The sequence below is a fragment of the Mesorhizobium huakuii genome (genome assembly GCF_014189455.1).
In the GTDB taxonomy this organism is placed as follows: Bacteria; Pseudomonadota; Alphaproteobacteria; order Rhizobiales; family Rhizobiaceae; genus Mesorhizobium; species Mesorhizobium huakuii_A.
In genome coordinates, this window is the sequence record NZ_CP050296.1 from 1,671,545 (window position 1) to 1,696,402 (window position 24,858).

A 24,858-nucleotide genomic window follows, 5' to 3' on the forward strand; every position below is an offset into this window, starting at 1 on the left:
GGTGTTCTCCTGTTGAGCAACATGGTTTGCGTATGGCCGGTGCGAAACCCGTAAGCGGCGTTTCGGCAGGACCAGCGGCCCCAACATTGGCGACCGCAACCCACATCTGGGGAGCGCCGGAAGGCATTTCAAGATTTCGCCGTATGGCAAAAAGCGAAGCGCCCTGCCCTTGATGAACGGCAGATGAACCGTCGCTTCGGCGCCCGTTCAGGCAGCCGCCGCTAAAGTGACGTCAAGATCAAGGATTGGCGGCGCCGGAATTTACAGAGGCGCCGCAACGAGGCCGAACCGGGTGTTAACGTCCCTTCCTCCCGGATCGACAGAGGCCGGAAGCACGCCTTCGAGCGGCTTCCGGCCTTCCCCGTCGCAGTCCTGGCACAACCCGGATTTGCTTTGCTTTTGATGCGTTGGCGTCTATCACCTTGACGAGGCCAGCCGCGACAGGCTGGCACCTGAAGACGCCGAGCACAAAGCGCCGCATGACGGACCTTTTCGACGACACGCCGCTTTTCCACGATACCGAGGGCAATCCGCGACCGGAAAACGCCACCGGCGGCTTCTTCGTCACGCGCGATCGCAAGAAGATCCGCTACGGCCTGTTCGCGGCGGTGACGCGTCCGATGCGGGGCACGGTGGTGCTGCTGTCCGGCCGCAACGAGTGCATCGAGAAATATTTCGAAACCATCCGCGACCTTGCCGCCCGGGGTTTTGGCGTCGCCACGCTCGACTGGCGTGGCCAGGGCGATTCCGACCGGCTGATCCGCGATCGCCAGCGCGGCTATGTCCGCTCCTTCCGCGACTATACGGCCGATCTGGAGCAGTTTTTCGAGGAGATCGTGCTGCCCGATTGCCGCGGGCCGTATTACATCCTCGCCCATTCCGCAGGCGCAGTGATCGCGCTGCTTGCTGCGCCGTCGATGGTGAACCGCGTGCGCCGCATGGTGCTGATCGCGCCGTTCCTGACACTCCCCGACCTGCCGGTCTCGATCACGACGGTCCGCCGCATCTGTTCGATTTTCTGCGCTCTGGGCCTTGGCCGGCTCTATGCCGCCTGGGGTCCACGTCCCAGACACACGCTGCCTTTCGAGGCTAACAAGGTGACGTCGGATCCGCAGCGCTATCGCCGCAATACGCGCATCTATGAGGAGCACCCGCGAATGGCGCTTGGCGGCCCGACGATCCGCTGGCTGCAGGCAGCGGCGAAGGCGTCGGAAGCGGTCAGCGATCCAGACTTCATGGCAAGGATCCAGGTGCCGCTGCTGGTCGTCGCGGCCGGCGCCGACCAGGTCGTCTCGACCAGGGCGGTGGAAGCCTACGCCAGAAGTCTGAGGCTCGGTTCCCTGCTGATGATCGACGGCTCCAAGCATGAAATCCTGCAGGAAGTCGACCTCTACCGCGAACAATTCCTCGCCGCCTTCGACGCCTTCATCCCCGGCTCCGACGATCCGACGGCCTGACCGGCGCCGCGGTTCCTTCACAGGCCGGCATAGCTGACACACCGTTGTCAGGATGATCGATCGGCCGCGCCCCGCGGCACGCAAAGCGCTAAAGATTCTGACAGCCCGCGCTGCCCCGGAATGCTCATCTTAATGCGTCGAATTGAACGCCATGGAGATGAAATCATGACCGAGAAAACCTGCGCCGCCTGCGATTGCCAGCTCGACGCCAACCCGATCCGCGTCAAGGTCGGCGGCAAGACCGTCGAGGTCTGCTGCGAGGAATGCGCGAAGGCGCTGAACGAGGCCGGCGCCTCGGCGGCCGGCGCGAGCGAGGATTGAGCCATGCGCACCGATCACGCAGCGGCACAACGCCCGGCTGGCCAGGTCCCGGCGCCGCCGGTCCGCACCGAAACCATCCCGCAGGCCTTGCACACCCAATGCATCGCGGCAGCGAAATGGATCGCCCGCCAGATGGAGAAACGCCGAAGCCGGCTTGCCTTGCTGGAAATGACCGACGAACAGCTCAAGGACATCGGTCTGTCGCGCGGCCAGGCCTATTCGGAGTTCAGGCGGCGCTAAAGCAATTCCGGGAAAAGTGGGAAGCGGTTTTCCCACGGGAATTGCGTCAAAACAAAAAGCAGGAGCAGTTCGCCGATTCCATGAAACGGCGAACTGCTTCTGTGGGATTGAGAGGCGCTTGCCGAGAAGTCTCCTGACAGGATTGGGCAGGCCGCTTGCGTAAACTGACCGTCGTCATTCCGGAATCGTTTTCCGGTACGAGGGAAGAGCACAACGGCTATGTCGCAATTCACGGTTCATCCGCTTCTGGACACCGGCACGGTCAGAGTGCGGGATGTCCTCTGCAGCGGCGAATGCCGGCATAGGAGCGATGAAGAGTGCACGGCGGCGACGCATCTGGTGTTTCCCTATCGCGGCGTCTTCGTGCGCCATGTCGGCCGCAATGACGCGGTCGCTGAAGCCAATCAGCTGCTGTTCTTCAATGAGGCCGAGCCTTACCAGGTCAGCCATCCCGTCGAGGGCGGCGATGCCTGCCTCGACCTCGTCATCGAGGAAGGCCAATTGCGGGAACTGGCGCCGAAGGAGCAGCTGCGCTTTGGCGGCGTCCTGGCGTTTCGTCGCCAGCGCCGGCGCATCGATCCGCGCGCGCAGGCACTGGTGGCGCTGCTGCGCCACAGCCTGCGCCGCAACGTTGCGGAAACGCTGGAGGCCGAGACCCTGGCGCTGACACTGGTGCGGCGCTCGCTCGGCGAGCGTACCTCGCATGTCGCCGGGGCCAGCCCCGGACGGCAGAAGCTGGTCGACCGCGCCAAGCTCGTCCTGGCGTCGGACCTGTCGCGGCGCTGGACGCTGGCCGAGATTGCCGCCGAGGTCGGCGTTTCACCGGTTTATCTGACGCAGATGTTCCAGCAGGTCGAGGCCATGCCGCTCTATCGCTACCATCTGCGCCTGCGGCTGGCGCGCGCGCTCGACCTGCTCGGCCGCTACGACAATTTGACCACGCTCGGCATGGATCTCGGCTTCTCCAGCCACAGCCATTTCAGTGCGTCGTTCAGGCAGGTCTACGGACGCACGCCGGCGGAGTTCCAGCGCTCGATCAAGCTGCGTTAGTGCGGTTCAAGCAAGCGCAGCGATATCAGCCGCGCAAAGCCGCCATGGCGGCCGCATGCAACTCCGGTGTTGCCGCCGCCAGCACATCGCCGCCCTTTTCCGCCGGTCCGCCATCGAAGGTGGTGACGACGCCGCCGGCCTTCTCGATGATCGGGATCAGCGCCACGATATCGTAGGGCTTCAGGCCCGGATCGGCGACGATGTCGACGCTTCCCGATGCGATCATGGCGAAGGCATAGCAATCGGCACCGTAGCGGGCGAGTTGAACCTGCTTCTCGAACGCGTCATAGCGGGTGCGTGCTTCGCCCTTGTACAGCGCCGGCGTCGTGGTGAACAGCGTGGCATCCGCCAGGCTGGTCGTCTTGCGGGTCGAAAGCCTGCGCGGGCCGCCCGGCCCCTCATAGTGCGAGCCCGAGGCGTTGGCGTAGAACAGTTCGCCGGTGAAGGGCTGCGCCATCATGCCGGCGACCGCGTCGCCGTCGACCGTCAGCCCGACCAGCGTCCCCCACACCGGCAGGCCGGAGATGAAGGCGCGCGTGCCGTCGATCGGATCGATCACCCAGACATGCCGGCTGGAGATGTTCTCGCTGCCGTGCTCCTCGCCGAGAATGCCATGGTCGGGATACTGCGCCGATATCAGCGCCCGGATGGCGCGTTCCGCCTCGCGGTCGGCTTCGGTGACCGGGTCGAAACTGCCCTTTTCCTTGTTGGCCACGGCACCCTGGGCGCGAAAGCGCGGCAAGGTCTCGGCCGCTGCCGCGTGCGCGATACGGCGCATGAAATCGATGCTGATATCCAACTGATTCTCCCGCATTGCCGAGTGCCCAACTGGGCTCTGCCGACACTTTCCCGCCAAAACAAGCCTGTTTATCGATTTATTCGTCGCGACAGCTGTTGCCCAAATGTCACATGAATGTCATCGAAACGCAATTTCCACATCACTCTGAATTAAAAAAGCCTGAAGGTCGCTTGACATTTGTGCACCGCACAATACCCTCAATCTCGGACAGGTTTTCCTGTCCATGCCCTCCTTGGGCGTTTCCTCCCTAGACTTCGACCGTATCGTGCAAACGATGCGGTCTTTTTTTACGCCGCGATTTCCAATGCATGTCGCCCAAAAGTGCTTAGCGGTTCTGGGGCGACGACATCCATGAAAACAAGACCCGATTTCACTCCGCCGCCAACGGCAGGTCGATGAAATGATGGTCGGGCATTGCCATCAGATCCGCTGAAAATCGCGTCAGATCGTCGGCCAGCGCGTCGAAGCCGGCGACCTTCTCGAATGTCCGTTCGTTCATGTAGAGCCCGCGATTGACCTCGATCTGCAGCGCATGCAGATGGCGCGCCGGGCGGCCGTAATGTTCGGTGATGAAGCCGCCGGCATAAGGCTTGTTGTGGGCGACAGTATAGCCCATCGCGGTCAGCAGGCCGATCGCCGTCTCGGTCAGGGCCGCCGTGGCGGAAATGCCGAAACGGTCGCCGATGATGAAGTCCGGCCGCAGGCCGCTGTCGCCGACACGAATGCTTGCCGGCATCGAATGGCAGTCGATCAGCACGGCAAAGCCGAAACGGGCATGGGTTCTGGTCAAAAGCCGCTTCAGCGTTTCGTGATAGGGCTTGTAGACGGCCTCGATGCGGGCAACGGCTTCGGAGAGCGGCAGGCGGCCGGAATAGATGTCGAGCCCCTCGCCCACCAGCTTGGGCACGGTGCCAAGTCCGCCCGCCACCCGCGCCGAGCGGATGTTGCAGAAGGACGGCACCGGCTCGGCGAACATGCGCGGATCGAGTTCCCAGGGCTCGCGGTTGACGTCGAGATAGGCGCGCGGAAAATTCGCCGCCAGCATCGGCGCGCCGAGCGCCACGGCGCCGCCGAACAGCTCATCGACATAGCAATCCTCCGAGCGGCGGATGGCGTTGCGGTCGAGCCTCGCCATGGCGAGGAAGCGTTCCGGATAGTAGCGGCCGCTATGCGGCGAGTTGAACAGGAAGGGGACGCGCTGCTCGGCGCCCGATCGGATTTCGAAGGGTTGAACGACCGCAAAATCCTCGGCTGCCGTCTTCAATTTGCACGAACCCGAAAACACCGATGCATCATGGTATGAAAGTGCCACCTTGCTGGCCGCATGTCCAGCATTTCGCCATTCGCATCGCCTTGCCGAATGCGGATAATGCTTCGCCGCGTTCACTTGATGTTTACCGTCACCTCCTCATATACAGGATGGTTAACGGGCCTGCCCGACGGCAGTCTCGAGCGGGTGATTCGGACGGGATATCATGGCACGCATTCTTCTGGCGGAAGACGACGACGATATGCGTCGTTTCCTCGTCAAGGCGCTGGAACGCGCCGGCTATCAAGTCAGCGATTTCGACAACGGCGCCAGCGCCTATGAGCGGCTGCGCGAGGAGCCGTTCTCGCTGCTGTTGACCGACATCGTCATGCCGGAGATGGACGGCATCGAACTGGCGCGCCGCGCCACCGAGATCGATCCCGACCTCAAGGTCATGTTCATCACCGGTTTTGCCGCCGTTGCGCTGAACCCGGATTCCAAGGCGCCGAAAGACGCCAAGGTGCTGTCGAAGCCCTTCCACCTGCGCGATCTCGTCAACGAGGTCGAGAAGATGCTGCACGCGGCCTGAGCCGCCCCTTCCGCTGAGGCATCGGCACCTGTTTGCCGGTGCGGCGAGACGACGCCTTCTTTCCTTTTTCTCGCTATTGACGCGCCGGACCAAAAATGGTGTATGCGCGGCTTCGGATGGGCGTGTAGCTCAGCGGGAGAGCACTGCATTGACATTGCAGGGGTCACAGGTTCAATCCCTGTCACGCCCACCATCCGGTTTCTGGTAGCTTTTTCAATAACTTAGCTATCAAGAACAAAGTCCTTCGAAAGACCCTTGAATTGGCTGCTGGTCACAAATTGGTCACAGCAAAGGGGTCGTCATGGCCACAATTCGGAAGCACCGAGACAAATACCAAGTCCAGATTCGCAGGAAGGGCGTTGCCCCTTTGACCAAGACGTTCGGACTCCTGGCCGACGCTAAGGAATGGGCGAGGCATCAAGAGAGACTGGCAGACAGGGCAGAGCTTGGACCCAACAGGAAGGAACTGGAGAGGATCACCCTTGCCCAACTTGTCCAACGCTATCTAGATGAGATCGTACCTGCCAAGAAGGGGGCTGCAATCGAGAGGATCGTGCTTGAAGCATTCCTGCGGCACAAGATTTGCAATAAGCGCCTCTCGGAACTGACAACAGCCGATTTTGCGACCTATCGAGACGAACGGCTGAAAACGATCACTGGCAAAACCCTGAAGCGCCAGATCGCTCCACTCAGCAACATGTTTGAAGTTGCAAGGATGGATTGGAATCTCCCCTCCGCCGCAACCCGCTTACCGACCTCGCCTTGAAGGTGAAGGACAACAAGAGGGATAGGCGGCTGAGGGAAGGCGAATTCGAAAAGCTTTTGATCGCAGGACGAAAGACCCGAAACCGAATGTTGATCCCGATCGTCCGGTTGGCACTCGAAACGGCCATGAGACGGGGAGAGATTCTTGCTCTGCGGTTCCGTGACGTGGACATTGAACGATGTATGGCAACCATACAGGACTCAAAGAACGGCCATTCAAGAACCATCCCGCTTTCGTCGCTGGCCGTGGCCATCCTTGAGACAACCATTGCCGTGATGAACGAAAAGGGCAAAGCACAGAATGCACGTATCTTTCCGCTCACGCCTGTTGCGGTGCGTCTCGCATGGGACAAACTGACAAAACGGGCAATAATCGACGACCTGCACTTCCACGACCTGCGGCACGAGGCGATCTCGCGGTTCTTCGAGAAAGGTCTAACCGTGCCGGAAGTGGCGTCTATTAGCGGTCACCGGGATATTCGAATGCTTCTGAGGTATGCCCACGCGGACAAGGCACAACTTGCGAAAAAACTCCAATAGCCGACGCTGTAAATAGACCCCCGCGCATAAAAAGCCTGCGAAAAGCAGGACACACCGGTTGTACATTCTTTGCCGATAAAATATCGCAATGGATTAAACCCGGTATCGCCATGACCACCGCTATTACCTTCGACACATTGCTGGATACATCTCTTTCGGACGTGTCCAGTATCGAGGAGCTCAAGGCCGCCGTTAACAAACGGATGTTGAGCCTCGTCAACGACTACGAAGATGGACAATGGCGTTATAGCCGCTTTCAGAGCTATCTATGGGACAATATCGCTCAGACCGCATTATCACAGAGAGAGCGGGACGCATTGGTTGGAAAAAGCCATACGACGCTTGTCGCATCAGCCAAAAACCTAAGACTGACGGACAACGATAAGGTCGGCCAAGGCAGTGAAATCGCCGAGGTGTTCCTGTACGGTATAATGAAAGATCATTTTGGAGCCCTCCCCGTCGTTCCAAAGATATTCTATAAACAGAACGCACAAGATAATGCGAAGGGTGCGGACAGCGTACATATAGTTATAAAAGACAATGAGTTTTCCCTGTGGTTCGGTGAAGCAAAATTTTATAACTCTCTTGCTGACAGTAGACTAGATAAGATAGTCTTGTCTGTCATTGAGTCACTCAGAACTGATAAATTGAAGAAAGAAAACAGCATTGTCACAAACGTTTCTGATATATATCACCTAGATATCGACAACGACCTGCGGACTAAAATAATAGAGGCGATTCAGCCAAAAGAATCCATCGACACGTTAAAAAATAAAATAAACGTTCCGATCATGCTTCTATACGAATGTCAGTTGACGTCCACCGCCTCCATCTTTGACGACGCTTATCGGGAATCGCTTATTGCAGATCAAAAGAACAGAGCAGAGTCATATTTTAAGAAGCAGATTTCAGCTTCTTCAGCCGTGTTTATGTACGAAGAGATCAAATTTCACGTAATATTCTTCCCGGTTCCAAATAAAGAAAAAATCGTTAAATCATTCGTCAATGGCGTATCTTTCTTCAAGGCGCAGTCTTGATGGATACATTTGAAATATGCCAAGAAATAAATCAACTGACTCTGTCAGGAAATCTGCCCGACGCTCGGGATAAACTAATCCTCCTGCTTGACGAGTTAAGCCAAGAGGAGACCCCATACCCAGATTTTCTGAATCATCTCATCCGAGAAGCCGGCCTCTATCCATATCTCCAGCTAGAAACGGCCTCCTGGCAGGAGAAATTCGTAACAGAGGCCTTCAAGGTCGACATTGGTCGCGCTTCGGCCACCCTTCATAGAGAACAATCCTACGTCCTTTCCCGTCTTTTAGAAGGGGCAGATATCGCAGTTAGTGCTCCGACTAGCTTTGGCAAAAGCTTTATAATAGACGCATTCATCGCCGCAAAGCGCCCGAAAAATGTGTTTATAATAGTTCCAACAATTGCGTTGATGGACGAGACACGGCGGCGCATATTCAAAAAATTCTCCGATCAGTATAACATCGTTACCGCTACAGATATGGCTATCGAGGCATTTAACATTTTTATCTTCCCACAGGAACGAGCCTTCAGCTATATTGATAAGGTTGACTCCATAGACCTACTCGTAGTTGACGAATTTTATAAGGCTAGCGCTAAGCATGACAAGGAACGGTCACCATCATTGCTGAAGGCTATATTGAAGCTGTCCAAAAAAGCTAGACAAAGGTACTTCCTAGCTCCAAACGTAAAATCAATCGATAAAAACGTATTTACCCAAGGTATGGAATTCATCGAACTTCTCGATTTTAACACAGTTTATCTGCGGAAATATGAATGGTTCAAAGATATCGGCGATGACGAGGAACTTAAGGGAGAAAAGCTGCTCGAAATTATCGGCCCTAGAGACGCGAAATCGTTGGTTTATGCCGGGTCGTATCCTCAGATCGACAAGGTCGCAACATTGATCATGACCAGTATGAGCGTAGTTGATCGACCCGTTCTGAATCATTTTTCGAGATGGCTTGCCGAAAACTACGGCCCAAACTGGCAGTTAACCCATCTAGTTCGTAGAGGCGTTGGCATTCACAATGGACGAATGCATCGCTCTTTGAGTCAGCTCCAGATAAAGATCTTTGAGTCGGTGCATGGGTTCGACAGCATTATCTCGACTTCATCGATTATTGAGGGCGTCAACACCTCCGCCGAGAACGTAGTGATCTGGAGAAATCGGTTGGGGAATACGCGCCTCAACGACTTTACATATAGGAACATAATAGGCAGAGGCGGAAGGATGTTTAGGCATTTCGTCGGGAACATATATCTTCTCGAATCACCCCCTAAGGAGGAAACCACTCAGCTAGAAATCCAATTCCCTGACGCTATCCTAGGTGATTTGGACGAAGTTGAGCACCGTGACCACCTCGATGACCGGCAGGTAGAGCACATCATCGCCTATAAGGACGCAATGTCGGAGATTTTAGGCGACGAAGAATTCGATAGAATTAGCAAGGGCAATCTTATCCAGAACAGTGACTCGGATTTTATACTCGAATTGGCGAGGAGCATGAAAAGAAGTCCGTCGGATTGGAATGGATTCGGTTTTCTGAATTCTGACGATCCGAACCAGTGGGAGCGAATGCTCTATAAGATCATTAATTTGAGTCCATCGGGATGGGACATACAATTCTCGAAACTAGTGTCATTTATCAAGGTTTTATCCGACAACTGGAGGAGCGGGATACCGATACTCTTAGGTAGGCTCGACCAGGCAGGGATCGGTTTGGAACAATTTTTTCAACTTGAGCGAAACGTTACGTTCAAGATGTCAGCTTTACTCAGAGATGTGAACGAACTCCATAAGATAATAATCAACCCCTCTGTCGACGTCTCTCCTTTTATATTCAAGCTGAGCCACGCTTTCTTACCAGGTGCGGTTTACCAATTAGAGGAGTATGGGCTGCCCCGCATGATTTCTAGGAAGATAGACCGGGAAGGCCTTATAAAATTGTCAGATCCCTCTCTTGATATAAGAAATGCGATAGCTCAGTTTCAAGATATAGGGGTGGAAGGGGTGAATTCCCTGGCATCGCTCACGGCGTTCGATCGGTATATCGTGAAGTACTTCTTTGAGGGTATTACTCAGGATAGTGTCGCAGCCTAGACCTTTCAATGCTATCCTATGTCCGTTCCTGCGGTGCGGGTTGCTAGTGGCTCGGCCCTGCTTCGTCTTCGCTGTGAGGACGAACAAGATCGACATGGCTTGCGCCAAGCGCCTGGGCCAGTCGTTATAGTGTTGTGATGACGGTTGGGTTGCGCTTACCCCGCTCAAGGTCGCTGAGATACTGCTGAGAGAAACCAGAACGCTCTTCAACGTCCTCTTGGGTTAGACCGCTTTCACGACGCAGCCGGCTAACCGCCTTAATGCACGGCGATAAGCTTTTGACGGCCTGAAGCGACGCTGTGGTCGCCGTTGCGGTGCTTTTCCACGCGCCTCGTCAGGCGCCGGAATTGCTCCGTCGTGATGGCAGGCGGGGGTTTGCAGGTTGCGGTCGACGGGTTCGTTTCGGGGCGTCTGCGCCCCATCGTTATGTCGCGAGTTGGGGGATGCGATCGAGGACGATGCGCAGGATGCGCTGGTCGGGGCACGATGTCGGCAGGTGCAGGCGGATTTGCGATTTCATCTCGACCACCCGCGCAGCGATTTTGATGAGGCGCAATCGCAGCGTGTCGAATTGGGCGACGGCAAAGCTCGAGCGCCTCGGCATCGCGGCCCGCAAGCCCCACATCAACCAGTAAGCACCGGCATGCAGGAATAGCCGGAACTGGTTGGCCGTCGCTCTGGTGCAGGATGTGCGGTCGGCGGCAAGATGCGTCTTCCACGACTTGATGTGGTTCTCGGCCGCGCCGCGCCGGCAGTAGACATCCTCGTAGAGCGCCTTGGCCTTCCCACCGGCAAGGTTGGTGACGACGAAGCGGGTATCGGCACCTTGGGCGCCGACCTCGACCCGCGCGATGATGCGCTCGACGCGGCTCCAACTAGCGGCGCCGTCAACGAACTCCTTGAACCTGCGGACCTTGCCTGTCTTGGCCGACGCTTCGAAGCGCGCCGTCGTGCTGGCCTCCAGATCCGCGACATGCTTGCGCAGGGTCGTGGTGGGCGCGAGGCCAAAGATGAAGTCGACGTCGTTGGCGCGGCACCAGTCGATGACCTGCGGGCTGCAATAATGGCTATCGCCGCGGAGCAGGATTCGAATGTTCGGCCAGTTGATCCGGATCGCCCGCACCAGACGGCGCAGGTGGGGGCGGATCTCAGCCCCACTCGGCCGCTTGGCCGGTCGCAGGATCGCGCTGACGAACCGTCCCGCCCCATCGAACACTACGATCGGCTGGAAGCCGTATTCGTCATGGTGGGCATTGAACAGGCGAAGCTGTTGGCCTCCGTGCACAGCGTCGAAGGTGTCGTCAATGTCGAGTACGATCCGCTTCGGCACCTGCCGGAACGAGGCGCAATAGAGATCGACCATCGCCCGCCCCATCGCAACCAGCTCCCGCACGCCGGGCAGGTTCTCCAGCCGGCACAGCGTCGATTGCGACGCCAGATCCCGACCCGACGGCAGCGCATCCTGGGCCATCTTGAAGACCGGATCGCGGCGCAGCCGGTTGGCGTCGTTGCCGTCCTCGTAGCCGGCGGCAATCATCTTCATGCGAAAGCCGATCATGTCCGCCAGGCTGTGGACGACCTGGTCCGGGCAGCGCGGATCGTCGATGCAACGCGCCAGACGCTCGGCCACCCGCAACCGCTTTTCCACCTCGGCCAAAGCCAGAACGCCGCTGTTGGACGACAGCATGCCGCCGTCGAAACGGGCGACGACGGACTTGCCGCCGACTGATGACAAACCGCTCAGCGGCAGCGTAAGATCGTTCATGGTGGGTGTGGTCTCCGGGAAATGGTTCGGATCGGCTTAAGCAACCAAATCCTAAGTCATTTCAACGGCTTGCGCCACATCCACCAACCCTCATGAATTTTTCAGGCTAACTCGCTTCACAGGACGATATTGAAGGCGGCGCGGGACTCTTGGCTCCGCCAATCGAAGCCATCTTTAGAAGTATCCAAGTCAGCAACAGCAGTCTCAGAGGAGAGTGGGACAATCTGAATTCGTACCTTAAGCCCTTACTGTCACTCGGCGACATCCCGAGCTTCGTAACCGCTGCAAACGCCGCCGACCAAAACGACCCAAACACCCGTTTTCAATCCAACCTTCGCAGCATTGCCTACGCCGGCATGATCGTTGTGCTAGCCGTCGTCATGGTTATCTGCCTTATCGCTGTTTTTCTGACCAAAGACGAAAAGCGGTTCTCGTTTGCGGTGGACACGATCAAGACGCTGATGGGCTTCTTTATCGGGGTCATTTCCACCCTGTTTGGCTTACCGGCAAGCTAGCGCACCTACCGACCTCCACACTAAGCGTGTAAGTAGGCAACGAGGAAATGGGGGGCGGGCATGTCGACAAATTCGGTTTTTTTAGTTGCTGTCACTTTGGGAACGGCAGCCGCAGGCGCTCTTTTCGGATATATGGGCTACCGCTCAGGGGCAAAGCAAGTCGAGAGACTGTACGAGCGGAAAAGGCGCCTGGACGCAATCCTTAAGAAGTACGACATTTCGAAAGAAGATCGCGTGGCGATCGACGACATCGTCCTAATAAACGATAAGCCCGATGTACAGGTATATGAGTTTAACGTAAAGCCGTACTGGTCAACGGCCTTGATGGCTATTGTGGGAACGATTGGCCTCATTGCGGCTGCTACCAAATTTGCTCCGAAAATCTGGGAACAGCTAATGCTGTTGCTGTCCAGCGCCGTATTCCAAGCCGCTTACGCAGCCACGGCAGGTGATCCTCCGGTCAAGGCCGACCTTTCCTGGCTGGTCCCCTGGGTGGTGCTTATGATCCTGGTCGTTATGGCAATCGCATTCCTAGCTTCCATGGTGGTGCTTCTGACCACGAAGGACGTTCCCGAAAACCAAGCTAAGCTGAAAGCAGCTACGGATATCGTGAAGACGTTCGGCGGTTTCTTCTCGGGAATAGCCACGACGGCGCTGAGCGGCGCTCTCACTTAGCCGTTGCTAATGCGTTCCCCCTTGGATAGCTTCGTAAGTATAGCTGTGGGATTGGCCTGGTTATGCTTGGGGAATGAAACATGCGCAAAGTGCTTATGGGATTGGTGGTCGCCGCTAGTGTTTTGGTTGTGAGCGGGGCCGCAGCAATTCAACCTGCGAATGCCGCCAGCTGCGCTTCCGAAAAACCTAAAAATCGGATACCGTGTCTGGAGAAGAGCATCGCAAAGTTGTCCGCCGCTCTAGACACTGCGAATTCCCAAATTGCGCAGGCAAACGCGGCTATCAGCAAGCTCCGCGAGGATGAAAATGCCGCTCATGCTGCTTTGGAAGCGAAGATTAAGGCCGGCGTGTCGGGTGCGATCGACGACAAGTTAAATCGAGTGAACATTGTTTCGGCTAGCAACGCGAATACCTGCCTTTCTGAGACCGCAGTAGCATCTGGAGGGACTGCCGTTTTCTTAAGTGACTGCACCCATCAAGAGCAGGTGTTCAATATTCGGCCTAGCCATTGATAAATCTGGCCTGCATAGGCCACGTATCTGGGTCACAAACGCCTGGAAGCCCTACTACTCCTCGGCTGGGCTTCCCCCTCCTACCCCTGTCACTCTTGACTAAAACCAACTTCCAGCGTCGGGTGGGGAATAAGTGGATAACTGCTTGACAGGTTTTTTCTAGAGCGGTTTGTAGGGCGTTTTCATGAGTTCTGGCCGATAGTTTTTATCAGTCTTAAACTGCCCCGGATAGCGGCATGCGCACGTCTTCGCCCACTCGTTCTTGTAGTAAAATCCTCTGCCGCCACACCGAGCGCAGAACAGCGATGCCGGCCTGGTTGGCGGGAGTTCGTGCCTCATAGGACAGTGATTTCGATACGCGGGGCCTTCGGATCATAGGCACGCTTGAGCAAGAGCTCCGCTATCTGGCTGTCGTCCTCGTACACAACGCCCGTGAGCGCATCCGCCCATAATTTATTGAAGTTATCTAGGTCAGCCTTGCGCCTTGTGCCGAAATAAAACGTCACCGAAAGTGCAACGTCACCGCCCAGTACCTCGCCTCGCCACTGGCTCTTCGCTTCCCAATGGTAGCTCTGTTTGATCGCCTTTCCCTGGCCTGTCATATAGACAGTTGGGAAGCGCCCGCGACAAGCCGATTGGTAGATATGTTGGGTAGACTTAGGCTCTCCCGAGAGGGTGATTATCACCCATCTAGTATACCGTCTCGGCACGTTTCATCTGAGCATCAGATCCAACGTTTTCAATATCCTGCGGCTCATGAGAACAATCAACACTGCGCCAATAAAAATAGCTATAACGCCAGCGCTCTTGGAGGTTATCTTCTGGCCGAAAAGATCCACTGTCGTATCGCCCTGCATCGCATAAAGACCCATGAAGGCGAGGCTTAAACCCGCAACAAGCGCGCCTAACGACTGAACAAGTAGCAATGTATGAGGCGCACGATGCTTGTCTGTAATAGCGGGAGCCGCCCTGCTCGGCGTGCGAGGCCGCTCCAGTTCCTGTTGTCTTCTTTGTTCCCTACGTTGCGTCTCAAGGCCCCTTTTAATCAATTTGATATAGTCAATATAGGTAATTTCAGGAGATGCACTAGATGGAGCTTCGGCGCCGTAAAGAAGTTTGTTGGCCAGGTTGCTGAAATAGAATGATGTATTGATTACCGTCTCGATGAGCCTAGGCAGCTCTTCGGAATCTACCTTCACACGATCTTTTTTAGGGCCTCAGAGAGCCTATCGGAAGACAATTTCTCCACGGGAATAAATGCGTGAAACAACCTTCCAGTTGCCTCTGGATCTGCATTGTTCCTGCTGATTAGAATTAGCTTCGTAGGAGAATTCAATTGATGGGCAAGTTCAGCTAGCCGGACCGAGGAAAAGGCGGGTAATTTCGAAGCCAGCAGGATGCAATCGTAACGTTTGTTGAGTGTCTCAATTACCTGCTTGTCGCTGACAAAAATGGAGGGGTCTGCCCTGCTGATCTTCACCCCGGGAGCGGCGGAAACGAGCATGGCGGACCAAACATCATACAAATCGCCATCTATGATGATTAGGGCGGTATTGACTTCAGGTTGTCCGGTCATGACGCTCTCCTGTGAGACGCGGCATTCTACATTCTGTTTAGCATCTGCGCCAGAATATGCTTGTTGAGCATGAAAAAGGCTCCCCTTAAGGAGCCTAGGTCGTGAACTCATAAATGCGAAGTGACCGAGAGGGGTGGAATTCGGACGACGCTTGTCAACCCGTAACGAATTCAAGGAATTCAGGTTCTACGTAGATCGTGTGCATATACGACAGCTCACCTAATATCTCTCCGACATCCAAAGCAGCCATGCCGTCTAACATTTCCCTGATTGGGAACGTCTTTCCGAGGCATAAGCGGAAGAGAGTTGCGGTTTGAAGATCGTCTGCATCGACAAGATTTGGCGGCGTTCCAACCAAACGAACAAGTGTTCCGACGCTGAAGGATCTTTGCATACATGGAGTTATATCGCCGTCGCCATTGTCTGCAATGGGGCGTGCAACCTTGTCGAACGCTTCTTCAACAAGGCCAAGCAGTTCCGCCGCATCGCAACTCGATACGACAAACTGGCAGAAGACTATCTCGCTGCGCTCAAACTCGTCTCCGTCCGCATCTGGCTACGCGGTAATGAGTCTACGTCCTAGTCCCTCACGCGGGTCTCCGGTGGTTTAAGAAGCTCCCACGCCTCAACCTGGAGCACGACCGCAAGCTTGCCGATGAACTTTAGGCTTGCGTAATATTTGCCCTTTTCGATCTGGCTGAGGTAGCTCCGGCTGACTCCTGCATCGTACGCGAGATCGTCTTGAGACAGCCCTCTTAGGTGCCTCAACCGGCGCAAATTCGCAGCAAGCACTTCCCGCAAGTCCATGCCGGAAGCGAACCCAGTTGCTCAAAATTCGCACCTCGATATATTGAACAAAGCGAACGGCCAACCAACGCGTCTCGGGAGGGTAACCGATGAGCAACGAAAGACCCTCTTTGCCCACCCTACGCGCGTCTGAGGGGCATCTTGAGCGGTATTTTGCGTGCGCTGCTGCCTCTCTGTTTGAGAGGGGAACGCGACGCTGCACAAGTTTGCTTACAGGGCGAATTAGCGGCGGACCAACGCCAGTTGGCAGATGATCCTAGAATCACACACGGAAATCCAATAGCTCGAATTCGGGGAAAAGTGATGCCTATCAACGATAGCATCAGATCTAGTTGGACAAAATCTATCCGGTCTGAAGTTTAAATTCAAATTCGTCGACAGTTTTACGATACGAAGACACTTCAATGATAAGCGATTAACCAACGATTGGAGCGTACATCTAGAAACAAATGCTGAATATTGCTCGTTTGGAGACCGAGATGCGCGGATAGAATACAGAAGCGGTCATGACTTTGATTTCCGCCTTGTCTACAAAGTGATAGACAAAAATCATAGCGACATCTCTAGCGACTTAGATACCCCATCCGCTTTCGTTTATATTAGTGGAGACAAATACATAGGAATTCACGGCAAGCAATTGCCATCGTTGCGAATGGAGATAGAGTCCAACGACTTCCAATTGCAAGACGCGTTGCGGCAATCTGGCAACTACGAGCGAACAATAGATGCAGAAGCAAGAGTAAACTTCGGCCAACTTACCAAGTCAGGCGGCTTCGAAGTCAGAACAATAGACTTTTCGATATCGGCTCCGACCAAGCCATACAAAGGCGTTAGACGCTTTTTGCCAATATTGCATAAGTAGATTGCGCTCTCCAATGCCAACCGAAAGATTTCATACCTACACGACACGGGGCCCGCAGTGGTCATACTGGCCGCGCTCGTCGTGCTGTACCTCTGCCGAAGTGAGATTGCGCCCAGGGCCTTTCCCAAGCGTCGGCTTTGCTAGCGGTGGACGGTCTATCGGAACATCGCACAATTGCCGCGCATGGCGGACGTCAAGATATTCGATTCTCCGACCGCAACTTGCGACTTGTCGGCTTCGAATTCCGTTGAACGAAGCGCAACAATATCCTCGCCGGGCTTGATGTAAATGAGCGTTGAAGTGGTTCCAATCGGTAGGGCTTCAAGCGCCACAAGGAAATTGCCTTGCATGAAGCTTGTCGCTTTGCGGGTGCCAAACGCTCCGAAAACGGTCATCTGGCCATATTCGGCGGTGTTGGTGACGAATGTGATTTCGATGGCATTGGCTTCCTGAACGCCAGGAAATGTGCATTTCATCGAAAGTGTCGAAGCGGATGCTCCGCTATCCCAAGCAGCTAGGACGGCTATTACTGATCGAAGAATAAGCCGTCTGCCAGAGGCCTGTAGCCCGATAAGCATCATGGGACCGCCCCGTGCGGGTTAACTCGATAGTCGTGCCCACTATTCGTAGGTGTGATCTTGCCTGCAAGCAAGGGAGACTCAGAGCGGTCCCACAGAGCGACGGCGCGCCCTCGTCCATTGCTCGGAACAGATGCCTTAGGGCGATTGTGGGACCTATCTACGAGTCAGGTAGGGGCATTCAGACGCTCATGCGGAAGCTTCCGGCAGGCCAGAGCGAGTCGACACTCAAGTAAGTCTTTGACAATGTTAGGCTTTTTTGATATAATTATAGGTGTAGAAGGAAGAATAAATACGTTCCTTTCGATAGTACGCCTCCGGTTTGGTGGCGTTCATTTTTGACCATCGATGCCAGCCTACCTCCGAGGTCGAGGCGGGACCACTATGGCATAAGTCATTGACAAAGTTCAGTTTTTTTGATATGATTATTGTGTAGGGATATGGGCCTTGGTTCGCTCCCTAATTGCGTCACCAGTTTGGTGGCTACTATTTATCTGAAAATTAATTTGACTCCGACCTGTCGCCTTAAGGCGCTGGGCAAATATATCAATATAACTACATTTTTTTGATTTTTTACTTTTACACAGGAGATAAATTGTTCCATTTTAGATTTCGTAATTTAGATATAATTAAATCCTTGCTAAAACCATATTCTTCGAAAACTGCTGTCCGTTCGGATAGCAAGAGCGAACATGCTGAATATACAAATGTCCCAGAGTTCGACGAAACCGTCGAGCCACAGTTAGCCATCCCATTATCAGATCAGGCTACAGGACCCCTATCTGCCCCAGACAACAAGAACGAAGCGTCAGAAGCAGCTTCCTTCAGAAATCTTGAGGTCCCAGAGGCTCACAGGATTTTCGATGATCAGTTCACGGTTCCACCGTTAGATTTGATCTCAGGACCGTTACCTGCCCCGGACAGAAGAGAAAAAAGCGATACCTATTCCGGTGTTGTTGTCCAGCTGAACGAGAAATGGCGGGTAATCGTCTGTGAGGACAGGATCCAATGGATTCTTCAGTTTCGAAAGGGTTCTTTCCACGGAAGACCAGCCTGGAGGGGAACGAGCTATTGTAGGGCAAAGGCAGGACTGTATCGTGCGATCAGGGAGAAGGTCGGAGATATTTCCCCTGGAGTCGAGGCTCAATTGGCTCAGCTACCGGATTGGGTTGAGTCATGATGTACAACAGCAATTCCCCATGGCTCGATCGGTCATTGAGGCTGTCTTCATTGTTTGAGCCTCTCCTGTCCTCCATTGCCGAGGACATAGCCACAGAAGCAGGGAAGAGACCAAGGCAGGATGCCGTAGAGAACATCAAAACGGCTCTCAGCGTGATCTTGGTCAACCTTATCCGATCATGCGCCTTACATCCTTCCCGTGGCGTCCGGATTGATCTCAGCAACGATGGCTATCGGCAGGGGCCATTTAATCCGAATCAATTGGGTATCCGGGCTGTTAGCAAGGTCGTGCGCTTCCTGAGTCAGTCCAATCCACCACTGGTGCAAAAACGAGGCGGGAACTTCGATAAGAAGCGGGGAAGAGGGTACGCAACAGAGATATGGGCTTCAGAGCCGCTGAAAGAGATCCTCATAAATTCCATAAGAGAAATAACTAATGTAAAAACCAATGATATATATCACCAACCCATTACTAGGAACACTTTCCAATTTGACCATTACATAGAACTTTACGATCTAATTTCCTCTGAGAAGCCAGTCACGATAATACGCCTGAGAAAAGGGTCATCAAAATGTGATCGATCGTTCATAGATTTTGTTAAGAATGAAGAAACTCAGTCTATGTCAGATCGCCTTGACAGTTACAACTCATTCATATCGTCCGATACATCACTAAACCTGTTTCTAACCGATAAGGAAATAATCGCACTGCAGAACCGAAACTGTCTGGATTACGATGAATTTGGTGAACCTAAACCGGAATCCTCATCAATCGATCTGGTTTCTGCCAAGAGGCTCTATCGCGTCTTCAACAATGGGACATTCGATCATGGTGGACGCTTCTATGGTGGTTGGTGGCAGAATGTTCCGAGGGAATACCGTCGTTTCATAACCATCAATGGAAAGCCCACGGTGGAGGTGGACTATTCCAACATGCAGCTGGCAATGCTTTACGCTCGGATGGGATATCAGCTCGAAGGCGATGCCTACGCTATTGGTGGGATTGATCCGCAGCACCGAGATCTGATCAAGCAAGAGACCCTCAAGCTGATTAATGCCAAGGGCCACATGGAAGCACCACGGAAATCATCACTCCCCTCCGGCTGGACCTGGAAAGAGCTTCAAGACGCAATCAGTGAAAAACATAAGCCCGTCGCTGAATATTTTGGGTCAGGAGAGGGCATTCGACTTCAACGGCTCGACTCTGACATCGCCGAGGACGTTATCATGAGGATGATGGACAAAGGAGTTCCTGTCCTCCCGATCCATGATAGCTTCATCGTGGCCGAAGGCTATGCAGACGACCTTTCTGAGATAATGCTTGACGCTTATCAGCAAAGGATGGGTGGCATGACGATATCCCTGAAACACTCGCCAAGCCTCTTTGACGAACTGTTAGCCAGTCAGGGAGAGGTTAGTGTCAGCGAACGGCACAGCTTGGCCATGAGGCTCTTTCTGGCAAAGAGAGAAGCCCCTGAATACGAAGGCTACCGACTACGGGAGGAATTGCTTGGTCGTCCCAAATCTGGCTCCTCAGAGAAGGGCACCGAGATCAGGCCTATTGGTCAGGCGGTCAGTATGTTGCGTGACACATTCTCAAAAGCCGGCCCCAAAGCAGCAATAGCAAATTCTGGCAGGAGAAGGCCCCTCAAGCCAGAGAAACATCTGTGGGACCGCTCTATGGGCCGAGGATAGGCGATCCAAGACGAACCACCGGATCGCTTTGTAAACTCGCGATTTGTCGCTCTCAAAGGCGTACCCCTGACTTAGCTTCAAGCGAAAGTTTACAGCGCCAAACTTCTGCAATTGCGCCGAGGCTGTCTACGCTAGGCCCGACTTGAACAGTTGGAGGTGAACGGATGGCGAACGCTGTCCGTTAAGCTATTGAATTCACTCGCCTTGAGTTTTCGGCGCGAAAATGTGTGGTAACAACATTTGATCTGCTAGCCGTATGTTGTATGGATTTGATGGCATTTATTCGATAACAACGCTGGCATGTTTGTCGTTGAGAGAGTCGCGCGCGGCCACCGCTATCTTTACCTCGTGGAAAGTGTCCGCGACGGCAAAACCGTTCGCCAGCGCACGATAAAGGCGCTGGGCCGCAAGGATGCGCTGGTTGCCAGCGGCGAACTTGACAGATTGGCGGCCTCGATTGCGCGCCATGGCGAACGCAGCCTCATCCTGTCCGACATTGACGCGGGGCGAATTGCCTCTCGCCGCATCGGCGGTCCGCTGTTGTTCGGGCGGCTGTGGGAGCGGCTCGGGATCGGCGAGGTGCTGGAAGAGGTGCTGGAAGGGCGCCAGTTCGGCTTTGCGGTGGAACGGGCGGTGTTCGTTGGCACGCTGCATCGGCTGTTCGTCTCGGGCTCGGACCGCGACTGCGCGAACTGGATGGCCGATTATGGTATCGAGGGCGCCGAGGGTCTGGCGCTCCATCACTTTTACCGGGCCATGGCGTGGCTGGGCGAGGAACTCGGCGAAAAGGCGCAAGGCGCGCTGGTGGCGCGCTGCGTGAAAGACGCGATCGAGGAAAAGCTCTTCGCGCGCCGGCAGGACCTGTTCACCGACCTCAGCCTTGTGTTCATGGACACCACCTCGTTGTCCTTCCATGGCGCGGGCGGCGAGACGCTGGGCAAGCGCGGGCATTCCAAGGACTTCCGCCCCGATCTGGCGCAAATGATCCTGGCGCTGGTCGTTGATGCCGAGGGCCGGCCGATCTGCACCGAGATGGTGCCCGGCAACACCGCTGACGTGACCGTCCTGTTGCCGGTGGTCGATCGGCTGCGAACGCGCTTCGGCGTCACACGCGCCTGCGTTGTCGCCGATCGCGGCATGATCAGCGCCGATACCATCGCCGCGCTCGAAAAGCTGGGCATGGAATACATTCTGGGGGCCCGCGAACGCTCGAGCAGCGTGATCCACAACGTCGTGCTCAATGACACGGCACCGATGGTTCCGCTCGTTCTCGAGCGCCAGCGTGGTGAAACTCAGTTGTGGGTCAAAGAGGTCAAGGTCGGTAAAGACCGCTACATCGTCAGCCGCAATGACGCCGAGGCCGAGAAGGACAAGGCCGACCGCCAGGCGATCATCGCCGGCCTCGAGGCGCAGCTCAAGAAGGGCGACAAGGCACTGGTCGGCAACTCGGCCTACCGGCGTTACCTCAAGGCCAGCGGCAAGAACTTCAAGATCGATGTCGGCAAGCTTGCCGAGGAAGCCCGCTACGACGGCATCACCGTGGTGCGGACCAACGCGAAGGTGACCCCGCTCCAGGCCGTGCTGCGGTATCGCGATTTGCTCGAGGTCGAGAGCCTGTTCCGCGCCGCCAAGGCAACCTTCAATACCCGGCCGATCTTCCACCAATCCGATGCCGCCATCCGCGGGCATGTGTTTTGCTCGTTCCTGGGGCTCGTACTCAGCAAGGAACTGTACCGCCTCTGCCGGGCCAAAGGCCTGACGCCCGAATGGCAGCCGCTTCTACGCGATCTCGACCGCCTCCAGGAAGCCACCATCGAAAAGGATGGTCGCATCGTCACCACCAGAACCCACGTTACGGGCCAAGTGGGCAACGTCTTCAAGGCATCTGGCATCGCTCTGCCACACAACCTCGACGAACAACTCGCCTGAGATCATCCCCAAAATGTAGTGGTAACACGCGCCGGCGCGCGCCTAACGTGCTGATATAATAACATATTCTTACAGGCGGTGTTTAAGTGGGGCTAGGGGTACCCCCCGGCCTACCACTATCCGCTTTCCTGGAGTTGGCCACCGAGAACTGGACGAAAGTTGACAGCCACAGGACGAAGGGGGGGTGCTTCGGTTCCGTACATACTTTTTCGGATAGCACTCCCTTGGAAACCTTTCGGCGCTTCTCGATAGTCGCGACGTTCTGGCATCCAAGCTGGTGCTGCTCTTTTCGTATAGCCCTGTTCGGTCGTTAACCGGTCCAGGATGGCCTTCAGGGCCAATGCAGCCAAGCGGGTACAAGCGGCATCTTTTCCTCTGTGGGACCGCTTGAGAATCGAAACGCACTATGTTTCGGTCACACTCTGGTCACAAAAGGGGGCGGATTCGAGATCACTCTTAGGGCATTGCGTGTAGCTGAGAAAGATCATAGACTGCGTAAGCAGCTGAATTTATTCAGTCTTTCGATAGGAGCGGATGCGACGTCAGCGGGAGAGCACTGCATTGACATTGCAGGGGTCACAGGTTCAATCCCTGTCACGCCCACCATCCTTTCAAAAACTTAGGCGATAGCTTTGCCAGTCGCGTCGGCACTCCACGACAATGGCCGGATCGAGACACCGTTATCGGTCGCCGTTTCCCACGCCGTCCTGAACAAGCGTGAGCGCCTGGAACCCTTGCCAGCGCAGATAGTCGTTGTTCTTGGCGGACGTCCAATCGGTCGACCGTCATCTATTCGGCCGATGCGCTGGATCCAGCAGGGCTCCACATTGAAACCGATCCTCTCGGATCGTCGGACATCCTAAAAGCCTGTCCAGAAGGCCCCGCTTGACTCCCGGTCGGCGGGGCTTTTCATGCGTTCAACGCGCTAAAACGAGTTGCCGTCGCTAACCACGCGGTCTGGCTCTCGGCCCTGGCGAGCTTTCCGCCGGGTTTGTCGCCAATTTGGCGAATCGCCGATCTCTTAGCCACAGGAGCTTCCCTTTTGCCAGGAGTTCATCGCGGTCGGCATCATCCGCGGTCGTTCGGCCATACGTCGCAGCAATCAGATAGTCGGCTTTGTTCGTTCGATAATCTTCTTTTTGCACAGACATCGTTTCCTCCCGGTCTGCGGCCTTTCCCTCCTTTTGGCCTGACGGGAGGGATTAACTGCCTGTGTCTCGCGCGAGTCTACCAATTGGGGATTGTATTAAAATGATACACGCCAGGCCACGGCGAACCGCGGACGTGGCTCTGGGCGCCGAGATTGTAGATCTCGCAGGGCTGCGTCTCTGCACCTCCGCAAATGCCCAAGGCAGGGGGAATACTTCCCACCCAATTTCGTCAGGCTCAAACGCCCGCGACGGCGCACAGGCTCTTCATTCGCGATACCGCAAGGTCGGGATCGGCCAGCAGGCCTGCCTGGTCGGCAAGCTGAAAGATTTCGGCATAATGGCGGATGCCGCGCGCCGACTGCATGCCGCCGACCATGGCGAAATGGTCCTGATGGCCGTTCAGCCAGGCCATGAAGACGATGCCGGCCTTGTAATATTCGGTCGGCGCCTCGAAGATTTTTCGCGACAGCGGCACCGTCGGCGCCATCAGCGCGTCATAGCCGGCGTGGTCGCCGGCGGCCAGCCTCGCCAGCGCGGCGTTGGCGACCGGCGCGATGGCGTCGAAAATGCCAAGCAGCGCGTGTGAATGTTTCTTGCCATCACCGGCGATCAGTTCGGGATAGTTGAAATCGTCGCCGGTGAACATCACGACACCATCCGGCAGCCGGTTGCGCAGCGCGACCTCCTTGCCGGCATCGAGCAGCGATATCTTGATGCCTTCGACCTTGCTGGCATGGCGCTCGATGATGGCGACCACCGTATCGAGCGCGGTCTCAAAATCGCCGCTGCCCCAATAGCCCTTCAGGGCCGGGTCGAACATGTCGCCCAGCCAGTGCAGGATGACCTTGCCGGAGGCTTGGCTTAAGATGCGGTCATATACGGCGGCGTAATCGTCCGGACCCTTCGCCACAGCCGCCAGCGCGCGGCTGGCCATCATGATCGCCTTGCCGCCCTGTCCCTCGATGAAAGCGAACTGCTCCTCATAGGCAGCGATTACATCGTCGAGTGTCCTGGCCGACGCCGGCGCCAGATGGTCGGTTCCGGCACCCGAGGCGAGATCGGCGCCATCGACGGTGCGGGACTCGGCGATCGACCGGCGGATCAAGTCTTTTGCATTTGCCCAGTCGAAGCCCATGCCGCGCTGCGAGGTATCCATCGCCTCGGCGATGCGGAAGCCGAGCCGCCACAAATGGTGACGGAACGCCATAGTTCTGTCCCAGTCGACCACGGGCCGCGACCATGGATCGGTCATTTCGAGGGGATCGGCAACGACATGCGCTGCGGCATAGGCGATGCGAGAAAATCGCGCGCCGGTCACCGGCTGCACCGGTTGTCCGACAAGCGCGTAACGGGTGCTGCGGCCACCCTCACCAGGCAAGGCAATGTCCATGGATCTCTCCCTTCGCAGCGCCTATAAATGGAACGTTCCAATAAATCAAGAACCTTTAGACTGGGAGCGCATTCGCGA

General features: G+C 55.7%; 24 protein-coding genes, 1 tRNA gene and 2 pseudogenes. 17 read left to right on the forward strand and 10 right to left on the reverse strand.

Annotation, left to right across the window (positions count from 1 at the left end; all coding sequences use genetic code 11):
- The first annotated feature begins 479 nt into the window (after window positions 1–479).
- From HB778_RS08135 to HB778_RS08150, 4 genes are all read left to right on the forward strand, one after another.
- A complete protein-coding gene (locus tag HB778_RS08135; protein WP_183462887.1) occupies window positions 480–1,457 on the forward strand; it encodes an alpha/beta fold hydrolase in 978 nt (325 codons plus the stop codon).
- A gap of 165 nt (window positions 1,458–1,622) precedes the next feature.
- Window positions 1,623–1,778, forward strand: coding sequence for a hypothetical protein (locus tag HB778_RS08140; RefSeq protein ID WP_183462889.1), 156 nt, complete (start codon window positions 1,623–1,625; stop codon window positions 1,776–1,778).
- A gap of 3 nt (window positions 1,779–1,781) precedes the next feature.
- Window positions 1,782–2,018, forward strand: coding sequence for a DUF1127 domain-containing protein (locus tag HB778_RS08145; RefSeq protein ID WP_183462891.1), 237 nt, complete (start codon window positions 1,782–1,784; stop codon window positions 2,016–2,018).
- 219 nt (window positions 2,019–2,237) lie between these two features.
- Window positions 2,238–3,068 carry a helix-turn-helix transcriptional regulator gene (locus tag HB778_RS08150; protein ID WP_183462893.1) on the forward strand — a complete coding sequence of 277 codons (831 nt, stop codon included), beginning with the start codon at window positions 2,238–2,240 and terminating at the stop codon, window positions 3,066–3,068.
- Window positions 3,069–3,093: 25 nt separating this feature from the next.
- On the opposite strand, the gene hisN is transcribed toward HB778_RS08150, so the two are convergent.
- Together hisN and HB778_RS08160 are read right to left on the reverse strand one after the other, a co-directional pair.
- Window positions 3,094–3,867, reverse strand: coding sequence for a histidinol-phosphatase (hisN, locus tag HB778_RS08155; RefSeq protein ID WP_183462896.1), 774 nt, complete (start codon window positions 3,865–3,867; stop codon window positions 3,094–3,096).
- 370 nt (window positions 3,868–4,237) lie between these two features.
- Window positions 4,238–5,179, reverse strand: a complete 942-nt coding sequence (locus HB778_RS08160; protein ID WP_183462898.1) for an N-formylglutamate amidohydrolase — start codon at window positions 5,177–5,179, stop codon at window positions 4,238–4,240.
- A gap of 163 nt (window positions 5,180–5,342) precedes the next feature.
- Between HB778_RS08160 and cpdR the strand changes: the two genes are divergently transcribed.
- The 6 genes from cpdR to HB778_RS08190 all read left to right on the forward strand — a co-directional run bounded on the left by cpdR (window position 5,343) and on the right by HB778_RS08190 (window position 10,146).
- The gene (cpdR, locus tag HB778_RS08165) at window positions 5,343–5,705 is read left to right on the forward strand and encodes a cell cycle two-component system response regulator CpdR (RefSeq protein ID WP_010911372.1); all 363 of its coding nucleotides are present in this window, start codon (window positions 5,343–5,345) and stop codon (window positions 5,703–5,705) included.
- A gap of 118 nt (window positions 5,706–5,823) precedes the next feature.
- Window positions 5,824–5,898, forward strand: a tRNA-Val gene (locus HB778_RS08170).
- A 174-nt stretch (window positions 5,899–6,072) separates the two neighbouring features.
- Entirely contained in the window at window positions 6,073–6,471 is a 399-nt protein-coding gene (locus HB778_RS08175) for a hypothetical protein (RefSeq protein WP_183462900.1), read from the forward strand.
- Window positions 6,426–7,010: a site-specific integrase gene (locus tag HB778_RS08180; RefSeq protein WP_183462902.1), complete on the forward strand. Its 585-nt coding sequence runs from the start codon at window positions 6,426–6,428 to the stop codon at window positions 7,008–7,010. Before HB778_RS08175 ends, HB778_RS08180 begins: the two co-directional genes overlap by 46 nt.
- 110 nt (window positions 7,011–7,120) lie before the next feature.
- On the forward strand, window positions 7,121–8,047 hold the full coding sequence (locus tag HB778_RS08185; protein ID WP_183462904.1) for a HamA C-terminal domain-containing protein: 927 nt from the start codon (window positions 7,121–7,123) through the stop codon (window positions 8,045–8,047).
- Window positions 8,047–10,146, forward strand: a complete 2,100-nt coding sequence (locus tag HB778_RS08190) for a DEAD/DEAH box helicase (protein WP_183462906.1) — start codon at window positions 8,047–8,049, stop codon at window positions 10,144–10,146. The genes HB778_RS08185 and HB778_RS08190 overlap by 1 nt, the downstream gene beginning before the upstream one ends.
- Before the next feature lie 43 nt (window positions 10,147–10,189).
- Here the strand turns inward: HB778_RS08190 and HB778_RS43425 are convergent.
- Window positions 10,190–10,408: pseudogene (locus HB778_RS43425) on the reverse strand (helix-turn-helix domain-containing protein).
- A gap of 162 nt (window positions 10,409–10,570) precedes the next feature.
- Window positions 10,571–11,911 (reverse strand): IS1380 family transposase, encoded by a 1,341-nt coding sequence (locus HB778_RS08200; RefSeq protein WP_183456652.1) that lies wholly within the window; start codon window positions 11,909–11,911, stop codon window positions 10,571–10,573.
- 149 nt (window positions 11,912–12,060) lie between these two features.
- Here HB778_RS08200 and HB778_RS08205 point away from each other — a divergent pair, with 149 nt between their 5' ends.
- The 3 genes from HB778_RS08205 to HB778_RS08215 all read left to right on the forward strand — a co-directional run bounded on the left by HB778_RS08205 (window position 12,061) and on the right by HB778_RS08215 (window position 13,613).
- Window positions 12,061–12,426: a hypothetical protein gene (locus HB778_RS08205; protein WP_183462908.1), complete on the forward strand. Its 366-nt coding sequence runs from the start codon at window positions 12,061–12,063 to the stop codon at window positions 12,424–12,426.
- A gap of 60 nt (window positions 12,427–12,486) precedes the next feature.
- Window positions 12,487–13,101 carry a hypothetical protein gene (locus tag HB778_RS08210; RefSeq protein WP_183462910.1) on the forward strand — a complete coding sequence of 205 codons (615 nt, stop codon included), beginning with the start codon at window positions 12,487–12,489 and terminating at the stop codon, window positions 13,099–13,101.
- An 80-nt stretch (window positions 13,102–13,181) separates the two neighbouring features.
- A complete protein-coding gene (locus tag HB778_RS08215; RefSeq protein WP_183462912.1) occupies window positions 13,182–13,613 on the forward strand; it encodes a hypothetical protein in 432 nt (143 codons plus the stop codon).
- 335 nt (window positions 13,614–13,948) lie between these two features.
- Here the strand turns inward: HB778_RS08215 and HB778_RS08220 are convergent, their stop codons facing one another.
- Genes HB778_RS08220 through HB778_RS08230 form a run of 3 tightly spaced genes read right to left on the reverse strand, consistent with a single transcriptional unit; the run spans window position 13,949 to window position 15,189 of the window.
- On the reverse strand, window positions 13,949–14,299 hold the full coding sequence (locus tag HB778_RS08220) for a RusA family crossover junction endodeoxyribonuclease (RefSeq protein ID WP_183462914.1): 351 nt from the start codon (window positions 14,297–14,299) through the stop codon (window positions 13,949–13,951).
- A gap of 27 nt (window positions 14,300–14,326) precedes the next feature.
- Window positions 14,327–14,812, reverse strand: coding sequence for a hypothetical protein (locus HB778_RS08225; protein WP_183462916.1), 486 nt, complete (start codon window positions 14,810–14,812; stop codon window positions 14,327–14,329).
- A complete protein-coding gene (locus HB778_RS08230; RefSeq protein WP_183462918.1) occupies window positions 14,809–15,189 on the reverse strand; it encodes a hypothetical protein in 381 nt (126 codons plus the stop codon). The genes HB778_RS08225 and HB778_RS08230 overlap by 4 nt, the downstream gene beginning before the upstream one ends.
- A 439-nt stretch (window positions 15,190–15,628) precedes the next feature.
- Between HB778_RS08230 and HB778_RS08235 the strand changes: the two are divergent.
- Window positions 15,629–15,772, forward strand: a pseudogene (locus HB778_RS08235) (IS5/IS1182 family transposase); the annotation flags it as partial.
- Here HB778_RS08235 and HB778_RS08240 read toward each other — a convergent pair.
- Both HB778_RS08240 and HB778_RS08245 read right to left on the reverse strand, forming a co-directional pair.
- Window positions 15,769–15,996 carry a helix-turn-helix domain-containing protein gene (locus HB778_RS08240; protein ID WP_183462920.1) on the reverse strand — a complete coding sequence of 76 codons (228 nt, stop codon included), beginning with the start codon at window positions 15,994–15,996 and terminating at the stop codon, window positions 15,769–15,771. The pseudogene HB778_RS08235 and the gene HB778_RS08240 sit on opposite strands and share 4 nt — an antisense overlap.
- 1,017 nt (window positions 15,997–17,013) lie before the next feature.
- Entirely contained in the window at window positions 17,014–17,334 is a 321-nt protein-coding gene (locus HB778_RS08245) for a hypothetical protein (protein ID WP_183462922.1), read from the reverse strand.
- 697 nt (window positions 17,335–18,031) lie between these two features.
- Between HB778_RS08245 and HB778_RS08250 the strand changes: the two genes are divergently transcribed.
- From HB778_RS08250 to HB778_RS08260, 3 genes are all read left to right on the forward strand, one after another.
- On the forward strand, window positions 18,032–18,616 hold the full coding sequence (locus HB778_RS08250) for a hypothetical protein (protein WP_183462924.1): 585 nt from the start codon (window positions 18,032–18,034) through the stop codon (window positions 18,614–18,616).
- Entirely contained in the window at window positions 18,613–20,310 is a 1,698-nt protein-coding gene (locus HB778_RS08255; RefSeq protein ID WP_183462926.1) for a hypothetical protein, read from the forward strand. Before HB778_RS08250 ends, HB778_RS08255 begins: the two co-directional genes overlap by 4 nt.
- Before the next feature lie 300 nt (window positions 20,311–20,610).
- Window positions 20,611–22,239 carry an IS1634 family transposase gene (locus tag HB778_RS08260; RefSeq protein WP_183462928.1) on the forward strand — a complete coding sequence of 543 codons (1,629 nt, stop codon included), beginning with the start codon at window positions 20,611–20,613 and terminating at the stop codon, window positions 22,237–22,239.
- 1,386 nt (window positions 22,240–23,625) lie between these two features.
- Here HB778_RS08260 and HB778_RS08265 read toward each other — a convergent pair.
- Entirely contained in the window at window positions 23,626–24,780 is a 1,155-nt protein-coding gene (locus HB778_RS08265; RefSeq protein WP_183462930.1) for a dihydrodipicolinate synthase family protein, read from the reverse strand.
- Window positions 24,781–24,858 lie beyond the last annotated feature (78 nt).

What these genes read in the sequence shown, in the direction of transcription:
- HB778_RS08135 (WP_183462887.1), top strand. Translation starts at nt 480, where the DNA reads ATGACGGACCTTTTCGACGACACGCCGCTTTTCCACGATACCGAGGGC.
- HB778_RS08140 (WP_183462889.1), top strand. Translation starts at nt 1,623, where the DNA reads ATGACCGAGAAAACCTGCGCCGCCTGCGATTGCCAGCTCGACGCCAAC.
- HB778_RS08145 (WP_183462891.1), top strand. Translation starts at nt 1,782, where the DNA reads ATGCGCACCGATCACGCAGCGGCACAACGCCCGGCTGGCCAGGTCCCG.
- HB778_RS08150 (WP_183462893.1), top strand. Translation starts at nt 2,238, where the DNA reads ATGTCGCAATTCACGGTTCATCCGCTTCTGGACACCGGCACGGTCAGA.
- cpdR (WP_010911372.1), top strand. Translation starts at nt 5,343, where the DNA reads ATGGCACGCATTCTTCTGGCGGAAGACGACGACGATATGCGTCGTTTC.
- HB778_RS08185 (WP_183462904.1), top strand. Translation starts at nt 7,121, where the DNA reads ATGACCACCGCTATTACCTTCGACACATTGCTGGATACATCTCTTTCG.
- HB778_RS08190 (WP_183462906.1), top strand. Translation starts at nt 8,047, where the DNA reads ATGGATACATTTGAAATATGCCAAGAAATAAATCAACTGACTCTGTCA.
- HB778_RS08200 (WP_183456652.1), bottom strand. Translation starts at nt 11,911, where the DNA reads ATGAACGATCTTACGCTGCCGCTGAGCGGTTTGTCATCAGTCGGCGGC.
- HB778_RS08210 (WP_183462910.1), top strand. Translation starts at nt 12,487, where the DNA reads ATGTCGACAAATTCGGTTTTTTTAGTTGCTGTCACTTTGGGAACGGCA.
- HB778_RS08215 (WP_183462912.1), top strand. Translation starts at nt 13,182, where the DNA reads ATGCGCAAAGTGCTTATGGGATTGGTGGTCGCCGCTAGTGTTTTGGTT.
- HB778_RS08230 (WP_183462918.1), bottom strand. Translation starts at nt 15,189, where the DNA reads ATGACCGGACAACCTGAAGTCAATACCGCCCTAATCATCATAGATGGC.
- HB778_RS08240 (WP_183462920.1), bottom strand. Translation starts at nt 15,996, where the DNA reads ATGGACTTGCGGGAAGTGCTTGCTGCGAATTTGCGCCGGTTGAGGCAC.
- HB778_RS08245 (WP_183462922.1), bottom strand. Translation starts at nt 17,334, where the DNA reads ATGAAATGCACATTTCCTGGCGTTCAGGAAGCCAATGCCATCGAAATC.
- HB778_RS08255 (WP_183462926.1), top strand. Translation starts at nt 18,613, where the DNA reads ATGATGTACAACAGCAATTCCCCATGGCTCGATCGGTCATTGAGGCTG.
- HB778_RS08260 (WP_183462928.1), top strand. Translation starts at nt 20,611, where the DNA reads ATGTTTGTCGTTGAGAGAGTCGCGCGCGGCCACCGCTATCTTTACCTC.
- HB778_RS08265 (WP_183462930.1), bottom strand. Translation starts at nt 24,780, where the DNA reads ATGGACATTGCCTTGCCTGGTGAGGGTGGCCGCAGCACCCGTTACGCG.